Here is a 9,542-nt window from a genome sequence, read left to right on the forward strand (position 1 = left end):
CAGCCGGGCCTGGGGCCGCCGCGCCTTCCGCGCCGCCCGCCACGGCGGAGCCGGACGCCAATGCGGCGCCCGCGACGCCAGGCGCGCAGGAACCCGCCGCGCCGGCCGTGGCGCCGCAGGAAGAGGCGCCCAAACCCAAGCCCGTGCCGGTGCTGGTGCGCCTGGACATCCGGCCGTGGGGCGAGGTGTGGATCAACGGCGTGGCGCGCGGCATCAGTCCGCCGGTCAAGGAATTGCGGCTGATACCCGGCAAGTACCAGGTGTTGCTGCGCAACGCCGATCTGCCGCCCTATCGGGCGACGCTGGAAGTCAAGCCGGGCAAGCCGGCCGTGATCTCGCACGCCTTCCAGTGACGTGAGCGCGGCCAGGGTCTAGGCCTGGGCCGCGGCGTCCTCCGGCGCCATCGGCAGGCGCAGCGTGAACACCGAGCCGACGCCTGCTTCGCTGGTCACTTCGACCTCGCCGCCATGGCGTTGCGCCACGGTGCGCACGAAGGCCAATCCCAATCCCGCGCCGCCCACGTCCCCGCGGGTGGCGACCCCGACGCGCGCGAACGGTTCGAACAAGCGCGCCAGGTCCTGCGCCGCGATGCCTTGCCCCTGGTCGCGGACATGCACGCGCCAGTAGCCGGGCACCTGGTCGATGTCGCAGCTGATGCGGGTGTCGGCCGGGCTGTACTTGATGGCGTTGTCGATCAGGTTGCTCAAGGCTCGCATCAGCAGCGTCTGGTCGCCGCGCACGTAGGCCATCGGCAGCGAAGGCGCGACCGCCAGCGTGATGCCGCGCTTGTGCGCGGCCGCCCAGAATTCATCGACGCCATCCTGCAGCAGGCTGCCCAGGTCGAGGTCGACCGCGTTGATGGCCATCGATTCGGCGCGTGTCAGGTGCACGAAATCGTCGACCAGATGCAGCGTGCGGTTGGCCAGCGCGGCGATGCGCACGAGGGTGTCGTCGCGGCCATCCTGCGGCGCGCCATCCTGCTTCATCTCGACCAGCGCCAGGATCGAGCTTTGCGGCGCGCGCATGTCGTGCGAGATGAAGCGCAGCGTCTCTTCGCGCTGCCGTTCGGCCTGGCGGATGCCGGAGATGTCCGTCAGGGTGGCGACGGTGCCGGCGAAGTTGCCTTCGGCCGTATGGATCGGCACGCATTTCAGGATCAGGTCGCGGCCGGCGTGGTCGCGCACTTCCAGGTCGGCGCTCCAGGGCGACTGTTCGGTGGCCGGTCCCTGGCCGCTCAGCACCTGGGCCACGCGTTGCCGCGTGGCGTCGTCGCCGATGGTCTTTTCCAGCAGATGGATCGCGGGATGGCCGACCCGCGGCGGCCGCATGCCCAGCCGCTGGAAGTACATCACGGCGGCCTGGTTGCGAAATTGCATGCGGCCATCCTGGTCGAAGACCAGCGTCGCGTCTGGCATGCCATCCAGCCCGTCGGCCAGGAAACGCCGCAGGTTGCGCACCCGCGCCAGCGCGCGCCGCAATTCGCCGACGCGGCTTTCGAGCGAGGCGCTGGTGCCGCCCGATTGCGCCCGGGCTTCGTTCAGCACCGGCGGGTATTCGCGCTGCAGGCGGCGCAGCTCGTTGTCCATGTAGCGCAGCGCGGCCTCCTGGCTGCGCCAGCTCCACAGCGGGTAACACAGCGCCACGCCCACCAGCGCGGCGGTGGGCGCGAACCACTGGTAGCTGTGGCCCAGCAGCAGCAGGCTGGCCAGCAGCACCAGCGCCAGCAGTCCGATGTTGACGAGCAGCGCCAGGTTGGGCGACAGGCGCCACAGCGCCAGGCAGGCCAGCAGCACCGGCAGGGCCGAGAACAGGGCATTGAGCCAGGGAGCGGGCGGCCGGAAGGCGATGTCGTCGTTGGCTGCCTGCAGCAGGTTGGCGATGATCTCCACGCCCGGCATGCCGCTGACCTCGTGCGAGACCGGCGTGGTGTAGGCATCGCCCAGGCCGGTGGCCCAGGCGCCCACCAGCACATACTTGCCGCGCAGCTGCTCGGGCGGCACGTCGCCGCGCAGCACCGACAGGTAGGACACCGCGCGCGTATGCGCCGCGGGGCCGGCGTAGGGAATCAGGATGCCGCCATCCTTGCCCGCGCGGCGCAGCAGCCGCTCGGCCATCGCCGTCTGGCCGCCCACGTCCAGCATGCTCAACGCGAAATGCTGCCAGCGCTCGCCGGCGAAACGCGTCGTCAGCATCGCCGACCGCAGCACGCCATCGGCATCCAGGTTGGCGTTGATGAAACCGCTGCCCGCCGCGGCCTGCGCCAGGATCGGGATCGGGGTGCTGATGGAGGAGGGGTAGGCCAGGCGGTCCAGCACCACCGGCAGCACGGTGTGGCCATTGCGCCGCAGGCTGTCGGCGAGGATGGCGTCGTCGCCGGGATGGGTGGTGTCGGGTTCGGCGAAGATCAAATCCAGGCCGACCGCGCGCGCGCCCTGCAGGCGGTCCAGCAATGCCGCGTGCACCGCGCGGCGCCAGGGCCAGCGGCCGAGCGCGTCGATGCTGGTGTCGTCGATCGCCACGATCACGATGTCGGGCGACATGTCGCGGCCCGTCAGCGCGACGGCGCGGTCATACAGGATCTGGTCGACGCGTCCCAGGCCGTTGAAGGAACCGAGCAGCGCGGCCAGCAGCGCCAACGCCACCGTCAACCACAGGCCTGATCGCGAGGCCCGGTCGTTGGAGTCGGCGGCATCGGCCATGGGCGCGGATCTAGTACTCGTTCAGCGTGACCAGTCCGCCGAAGCCGGTGGCGACGCCCAGGCCGCTGCTGGTCATCAGCTGGTTCACGCCGGTGAAGGTGGCCGTGGCGTCCTGGCCGCCCAGGCCCAGTTCGTCGATGGCGCGCACCGAGACGTAGAAGGTGCCGGGGCCGGGGGCGCTGAAGCGGATGTCTGGGCTGGGAAAGCGGGTCGACGACACCGGCTGCGTGCCGTCGGCATCGCGCGCCACGCGCACGACGTAGGCCTGTGCGCCAGGCACGGGCGGGAACGCGCTGGTCCAGCCGCCGCCGCCGGCGCGCACCGGCGCGCCGAGCTGCGGCGCGGCCAGCAGGGGCCGCACGCCAGCGACGCTGCCATCGGCGCCGATGGCGGCGCCGTAGCCCTTGGCCACCGCCACCGGTTGTGCCGGCGCGGCGCCGGGGGCGTGCGGCTGCAGCCGCACACTGCCTTCCAGCACTTCGCTGTGCACGCCCAGGTTGCCGCTCTGCACGCGGAAACGCGTGCCGCGCACGCCCGTTACGGCCACCGGCGTGCGGACCTCGAAACGGCCCACGCCCTGGCCGCCCGGGGCGACGCTGGATTCGACGCTGCCGCGTTCGACGTGGATGACCGAGTCGGTCAGGTCGGTGCCTTCGAATTGCCGCAGGCGGGTCAGTTCGACGGCGCCATCGGCCGGCAGCGTGAGCTTGGAGCCGTCGGCCAGCTCGAGCGTCACGAAGCCGTTGGGGGCGGTCACGACCTTGCTGCCTTCGGCCACGTTGGCGCCTGGCTTGAGGGCCTGGCCGTCCAGGTTCGCCTGGCCGCTGACGTGGACCACGCGCGCATCGGCGGCGCGCTCCGGAATCATTGACAGGGGGATGCGCAATTCCAGCCCGATGGGCAGGCGCTCGGGCGTGGCGACCTGGTTGAGCGACTGCAGCGGGCTCCAGTTGGCCTGGTTGCGCGTGTAGGTCGCGGCGATGTTGATCAGCGTGTCGCCTTGGCGCACGCGGTAGATGAAGTTCTCTCCCAGCGCGCCCGCGGGTTGGCTGTGGGAGGGGATTGCGAGCAGCAGGCCGGAAAGCAGGGCAAGCAAAGAAAGCGCGCGGCAGCGGCTCATGTCGTTCAAATCTCCAGGTAATGCCGCCAGGCGCTAAGGCGCTAAGGCGCGGAGGGCGGGCTATCTTCGGACGCGGATATCAATTCCAGCCGGTAGCCGAGCGCATAGGACGAGCTCAGGCGCACGCCGTGTTCCGGTCGCAGTTGCAGCTTCTGCCGGATGTTCGACAGGTGCGTGTCGAGCGTGCGCGAGGTCGCGGGGATTTCGCGGTTCCAGACGCATTCGGCCAGCACGTCGCGCGACATGAGGCGGCCGAGGTTGCGGAAAAAGAGCAGGGCAAGCTCGAATTCCTTGGGCGCCAGCGTGACCGCCGCGCCGTCGAGCAGGATGGCGCGCGCCGCGGGCTCGATGCGGTAGGCGGCCACGTCGAACGATTCGTCGGCGGGCTCGGCGATCTGGCTGCGGCGCAGCAATGCCGCGACGCGCGCGAGCAGTTCCAGCGGCCGCAGCGGCTTGACGATGTAGTCGTCGGCGCCGGCGCGCAGGCCCTCGACCAGGTCGTCCTCGCTGGAACGGTTGGTCAGGAAAATGACGGGAATGCGCGGGCCGATGTTGGCGCGCAGCCAGCGCACCACATCATCGCCATCGATATCGGGCAGGTGCCAGTCCAGCAGCACCAGGTCGAACGTTTCAGTGCGCAAAGCGGCAAGCAGGTCGCGGCTTTGCTGATAGCTGGTGCAGGTATATCCGGCGGCAGTCAGGACTTGCTGGATACGTTTCGCCTGGTCCAGGTCGTCTTCCAGCGACGCGATTTTCATCAGACGTGGTCTCGCGAAGGTTGGCTGCGCAAGCGCGCCCTGTGGCGCCCTACTGCAAGAAGAAGAAAGGATTGTGTAATGGAATGATAACTCGCGTCGCGTCACTGTTGGCTACGTTGTGCCAAGAACTGTCAAACATTGCAAACTTAACGAATCTTGACTGGAGTTGTTGCACAACAACGGGCCACACTGTCCCGACCCCTCCCGTCAACCGGCGCAGTCTGCCGGGCGCGGTCGGGGCAGATGGGATGGAAAGAACCTATGAATCAATTGCGCGTACTGATGATGTCGCCGGACGAGGCTGCACGTAACACCGCTGTGTCCGCACTGCTTCAAGCTGGAATTTCGGCCCGCGGCTGCTCGACTTCCCTGGAATTGTTTGGCCTGCTCAGCAACAGCCCCTACGACGCCGTGGTGCTGAACGTGGGCACCCTCGGTGAAATCGGCTATGCCCTGGTGGCCCGCCTGCACGGCTCCTCGCCGCTGGGTATCGTGGTGATGGGCAACAACCTGTCCCTGGATACCCGCCTGCGTTGCCTGCAGAGCGGCGCGGACGCCTGCCTGCCGCCGCCGCACGACCCTCGCGAACTGGCCTGCATCCTGCTGGCGTTGGCGCGGCGCCTGCCGGCCGGGCAGGACAACCTGACGACCGAGGAGCCGACCCTCGGCCAGTGGGAACTGCGCGACCAGGGCTGGACCCTGGCGGCGCCGTCCGGCACCACGATTTCCCTGTCGGCCAATGAACGCCTGATCGTGCGTTCGCTGCTCGAGGTGGCGGGCAGGGCGGTCGGCCGCAACGAACTGGGCGACGAACTGCGCCAGGAAGGCGGCGGCGCCCGCTCCAGCGGCACGCGCAGCATCGACGTGATCGTCAGCCGCCTGCGCCGCAAGGCGGAGATGGCGGGGCTGATGCTGCCGATCCGCACCGTCTACGGCAGCGGCTACCTGTTCGCCGACCAGTAACCGCGCGCCGCCGGACGTTTCCGCAAAGTCGCGGGGGCCGGCTACACTGCCAGCAGTCCGACGCCGCCGCTGCGTGGCATTCCCGGCCCGGCCCCGGGGCCGATATCCGGCCAGGCGCTCCCCGTGCCCAAGACCGCATCCGCGTGTCGTCAATTTGGCCCCAATTTTGCCGACCTGGGCCGGACCTGCGCCTAACAGGCCGTCTTTTGCCGCCAACGTGTCCCCACGCAACGCTTACAAAAGATTTTGACAGTGCGCCGGAATCTAAGCTATGCTAAAGGGCTTACTGCTTTAATCGCGCGCAAAGTCGATGCCAGGACTGGCATTTGAGGCGCCAGGAAGACAGGTCCGGCCAATCATCCAAGCGAAGGCTTCGCGCCCAGCTTGGCGGCCCAAGACCAAAGGGGTGCGTCACGAGCCCCCGTCAACCAACGCCGCCATCTCCGAAGCATCCGGTTTGTGCGTTTGTCATGGTTTGTTGGCAAGCCCGCTCTTTTACGTATTTGAACGTTTGAGGCGGTTTTGCGCGAGCCGCCTTCTCCGAGAGTCATTACTCGAAGAGACGAGTACGTAAGTACTTACCAGTGGTACGTAAAAGGGATTTCAAAGGTCATGCCTACCATTAGCCAACTCGTGCGCAAGCCGCGCGAAGTCAGCATCATCAAAAGCAAGAGCCCCGCGCTCGAAAACTGCCCGCAACGCCGCGGCGTGTGCACTCGCGTGTACACCACCACCCCCAAGAAGCCGAACTCCGCTCTGCGTAAGGTTGCCAAAGTGCGTCTGACCAACGGTTACGAAGTCATTTCGTACATCGGCGGTGAAGGCCACAACCTGCAAGAGCACTCGGTGGTTCTGGTGCGTGGCGGTCGTGTGAAGGACTTGCCCGGTGTGCGTTATCACATCGTGCGCGGTTCCCTCGACCTGCAAGGCGTCAAGGATCGCAAGCAAGCCCGCTCGAAGTACGGCGCCAAGCGCCCGAAGAAGGCCTAAGGGCTCGCAACGCGAGTTAGCAGTACCCCCGCGTGGCGGCCATCCGTCATTAGGGAAGTGCAACCGCGCCATCCGGAATACAGGAAGGTGCGCGGCACGTAAGGGGTCGTCCCAGTGGACGGCCATGGCCGTGTAATGAAACACGGTTCAACTGAACAGACACAAGGAAGCAACAATGCCCCGTCGTCGCGAAGTACCCAAGCGCGAGATCCTGCCCGATCCCAAGTTCGGCAGCGTCGAGCTCGCCAAGTTCATGAACGTCGTCATGCTGGACGGCAAGAAGGCCGTCGCCGAGCGCATCGTTTACGGTGCCCTCGAGCAAGTGCAAACCAAGACCGGCAAGGAGCCGATCGAAGTTTTCAGCCTGGCGATCAACAACATCAAGCCGATCGTCGAAGTGAAGAGCCGCCGCGTTGGCGGTGCCAACTACCAAGTGCCGGTTGAAGTGCGCCCCGTGCGCCGCCTGGCCCTGGCTATGCGTTGGCTCCGTGAAGCCGCCAAGAAGCGTGGCGAGAAGTCGATGGATCTGCGTCTTGCTGGCGAACTGATCGACGCCTCCGAAGGTCGTGGCGCCGCGATGAAGAAGCGCGAAGACACGCACAAGATGGCCGAGGCCAACAAGGCCTTCAGCCATTTCCGCTGGTAATTTAAGGACTAACCCACCATGGCCCGCAAAACCCCGATCGAGCGCTATCGCAACATTGGCATCTCTGCGCACATCGATGCAGGGAAAACCACCACGACCGAACGTATCCTGTTCTACACCGGCGTCAATCACAAGATTGGCGAAGTGCATGATGGCGCCGCCACCATGGACTGGATGGAACAAGAGCAAGAGCGTGGCATCACCATTACGTCGGCTGCTACGACGGCGTTTTGGCGTGGCATGGCCGGCAACTACCCCGAGCACCGCATCAACATCATCGACACCCCGGGGCACGTGGACTTCACCATCGAGGTGGAACGTTCCATGCGCGTCCTGGACGGTGCCTGCATGGTCTACTGCGCGGTGGGTGGTGTTCAGCCCCAGTCCGAAACCGTGTGGCGTCAAGCCAACAAGTACGGCGTGCCGCGTCTGGCGTTCGTCAACAAGATGGACCGTACCGGCGCGAACTTCTTCAAGGTCTATGACCAGCTGAAGACGCGTCTGCGCGCGAACCCCGTGCCCATCGTGATCCCCATCGGCGCCGAAGACACGTTCCAAGGCGTGGTCGACCTGGTCAAGATGAAGGCGATCATCTGGGACGAAGCCAGCCAAGGCACCAAGTTCGACTACAAGGACATTCCGGCCGAGCTGGAAGGCACTGCCAACGAATGGCGCGAAAAGCTGGTTGAAGCCGCCGCCGAATCGTCGGAAGAGCTGATGAACAAGTACCTGGAAACGGGTTCCTTGGACGAAGCCGAAATCAACCTGGCCATCCGTCAACGCACCATCGCTGGCGAAATCCAGCCGATGCTGTGCGGCACCGCCTTCAAGAACAAGGGCGTGCAGCGCATGCTGGACGCGGTCATCGACTACCTGCCTTCGCCCGTGGACATTCCCCCGGTCGACGGTCAGGATGACGACGGCAATGCCGTGCAGCGCAATGCCGATGACGGCGAGAAGTTCTCGGCGCTGGCGTTCAAGCTGATGAGCGATCCGTTCGTGGGTCAGCTGACCTTCGTGCGCGTCTACTCGGGCGTCCTGAAGTCGGGCGACACGGTCTACAACCCCATCAAGGGCAAGAAGGAACGTATCGGCCGCATCCTGCAGATGCACGCGAACAACCGCGAGGAAATCAAGGAAGTTCTGGCTGGCGACATCGCCGCCGTCGTGGGCCTGAAGGACGTGACGACCGGCGAAACGCTGTGCGACATCGACTCCCACATCCTGCTCGAACGCATGGTGTTCCCGGAGCCCGTGATCTCGCAGGCCGTCGAACCCAAGTCGAAGGCTGACCAGGAAAAGATGGGTCTGGCGCTGTCGCGTCTGGCTCAGGAAGATCCGTCGTTCCGCGTGCGCAGCGACGAAGAATCCGGCCAAACCATCATTTCCGGCATGGGCGAGCTGCACCTGGAAATTCTGGTCGACCGCATGAAGCGCGAATTCGGCGTGGAAGCGAACGTCGGCAAGCCCCAGGTGGCCTACCGCGAAACGATCCGCAAGACCTGCGAAGAAGTCGAAGGCAAGTTCGTCAAGCAGTCGGGCGGTCGCGGCCAGTACGGTCACGTGGTCCTGAAGGTCGAACCGCTCCAACCGGGCGGCGGCTACGAGTTCGTCGACGCCATCAAGGGCGGTGTGGTTCCTCGCGAATACATCCCCGCGGTGGACAAGGGCATCCAGGAAACGCTGCCTGCCGGCATCCTGGCCGGTTACCCGGTCGTGGACGTCAAGGTCACGCTGTTCTTCGGTTCGTACCACGATGTGGACTCGAACGAAAACGCGTTCAAGATGGCCGGCTCGATGGCGTTCAAGGAAGGCATGCGCAAGGCTAGCCCCGTGCTGCTGGAACCGATGATGGCCGTTGAAGTCGAAACGCCTGAAGACTACGCCGGTACCGTGATGGGCGATCTGTCCTCGCGTCGCGGCATGGTTCAGGGCATGGACGACATGGTCGGCGGTGGCAAGACCATCAAGGCCGAAGTTCCGCTGGCCGAGATGTTCGGTTACGCCACGAACCTGCGTTCGCTGACGCAAGGCCGTGCCACGTACACGATGGAATTCAAGCATTACTCCGAGGCCCCCAAGAACGTCGCTGACGAAGTCATCGCCGCTCGGGCCAAGTAAATAACCCTTTGCCGGGTCCGCCCCATCCGGGCGGTCCCGGCAGAAATTAAAGTTTCCTTGAAAGTCAAAGGATAGAGATCATGGCAAAAGGTAAGTTCGAACGCACCAAGCCGCACGTGAACGTCGGCACGATCGGTCACGTTGACCACGGCAAAACGACGTTGACGGCGGCGATCACGACCGTTCTGTCGAGCAAGTTCGGCGGCGAAGCCAAGGGCTACGACCAGATCGACGCGGCTCCTGAA

General features: G+C 65.7%; 8 protein-coding genes and 1 pseudogene. 6 read left to right on the top strand and 3 right to left on the bottom strand.

Annotated features, from left to right (window positions below; all coding sequences use genetic code 11):
• Positions 1-353: pseudogene (locus H0523_RS30640) on the top strand (serine/threonine-protein kinase); the annotation flags it as partial.
• Between the two features lie 18 nt (positions 354-371).
• Here the strand turns inward: H0523_RS30640 and H0523_RS30645 are convergent.
• Genes H0523_RS30645 through H0523_RS30655 form a run of 3 tightly spaced genes read right to left on the bottom strand, consistent with a single transcriptional unit; the run spans position 372 to position 4,577 of the window.
• Positions 372-2,699, bottom strand: coding sequence for a CHASE2 domain-containing protein (locus H0523_RS30645; RefSeq protein WP_054435552.1), 2,328 nt, complete (start codon positions 2,697-2,699; stop codon positions 372-374).
• Between the two features lie 10 nt (positions 2,700-2,709).
• On the bottom strand, positions 2,710-3,819 hold the full coding sequence (locus H0523_RS30650) for a FecR family protein (protein WP_054435561.1): 1,110 nt from the start codon (positions 3,817-3,819) through the stop codon (positions 2,710-2,712).
• A 41-nt stretch (positions 3,820-3,860) separates the two neighbouring features.
• On the bottom strand, positions 3,861-4,577 hold the full coding sequence (locus H0523_RS30655) for a response regulator transcription factor (RefSeq protein ID WP_054435555.1): 717 nt from the start codon (positions 4,575-4,577) through the stop codon (positions 3,861-3,863).
• Between the two features lie 261 nt (positions 4,578-4,838).
• Between H0523_RS30655 and H0523_RS30660 the strand changes: the two genes are divergently transcribed.
• The 5 genes from H0523_RS30660 to H0523_RS30680 all read left to right on the top strand — a co-directional run.
• A complete protein-coding gene (locus H0523_RS30660; protein ID WP_054435557.1) occupies positions 4,839-5,540 on the top strand; it encodes a response regulator transcription factor in 702 nt (233 codons plus the stop codon).
• Between the two features lie 612 nt (positions 5,541-6,152).
• Positions 6,153-6,530: a 30S ribosomal protein S12 gene (gene rpsL, locus H0523_RS30665; RefSeq protein ID WP_005017264.1), complete on the top strand. Its 378-nt coding sequence runs from the start codon at positions 6,153-6,155 to the stop codon at positions 6,528-6,530.
• Positions 6,531-6,705: 175 nt separating this feature from the next.
• Positions 6,706-7,176, top strand: coding sequence for a 30S ribosomal protein S7 (gene rpsG / locus H0523_RS30670; RefSeq protein ID WP_006216561.1), 471 nt, complete (start codon positions 6,706-6,708; stop codon positions 7,174-7,176).
• Between the two features lie 18 nt (positions 7,177-7,194).
• Positions 7,195-9,297 (top strand): elongation factor G, encoded by a 2,103-nt coding sequence (fusA, locus tag H0523_RS30675; protein WP_006392077.1) that lies wholly within the window; start codon positions 7,195-7,197, stop codon positions 9,295-9,297.
• Positions 9,298-9,377: 80 nt separating this feature from the next.
• Positions 9,378-9,542, top strand: a 165-nt coding sequence (locus H0523_RS30680; protein WP_257225162.1) for a GTP-binding protein, incomplete at its 3' end; no start/stop codon positions are given.

Origin of the sequence: Achromobacter insuavis (assembly GCF_902859645.1) — a bacterium.
Taxonomy (GTDB): domain Bacteria; phylum Pseudomonadota; class Gammaproteobacteria; order Burkholderiales; family Burkholderiaceae_B; genus Achromobacter; species Achromobacter insuavis.

What these genes read in the sequence shown, in the direction of transcription:
- H0523_RS30655 (WP_054435555.1), bottom strand. Translation starts at nt 4,577, where the DNA reads ATGAAAATCGCGTCGCTGGAAGACGACCTGGACCAGGCGAAACGTATC.
- H0523_RS30645 (WP_054435552.1), bottom strand. Translation starts at nt 2,699, where the DNA reads ATGGCCGATGCCGCCGACTCCAACGACCGGGCCTCGCGATCAGGCCTG.
- rpsG (WP_006216561.1), top strand. Translation starts at nt 6,706, where the DNA reads ATGCCCCGTCGTCGCGAAGTACCCAAGCGCGAGATCCTGCCCGATCCC.
- H0523_RS30660 (WP_054435557.1), top strand. Translation starts at nt 4,839, where the DNA reads ATGAATCAATTGCGCGTACTGATGATGTCGCCGGACGAGGCTGCACGT.
- rpsL (WP_005017264.1), top strand. Translation starts at nt 6,153, where the DNA reads ATGCCTACCATTAGCCAACTCGTGCGCAAGCCGCGCGAAGTCAGCATC.
- H0523_RS30650 (WP_054435561.1), bottom strand. Translation starts at nt 3,819, where the DNA reads ATGAGCCGCTGCCGCGCGCTTTCTTTGCTTGCCCTGCTTTCCGGCCTG.
- fusA (WP_006392077.1), top strand. Translation starts at nt 7,195, where the DNA reads ATGGCCCGCAAAACCCCGATCGAGCGCTATCGCAACATTGGCATCTCT.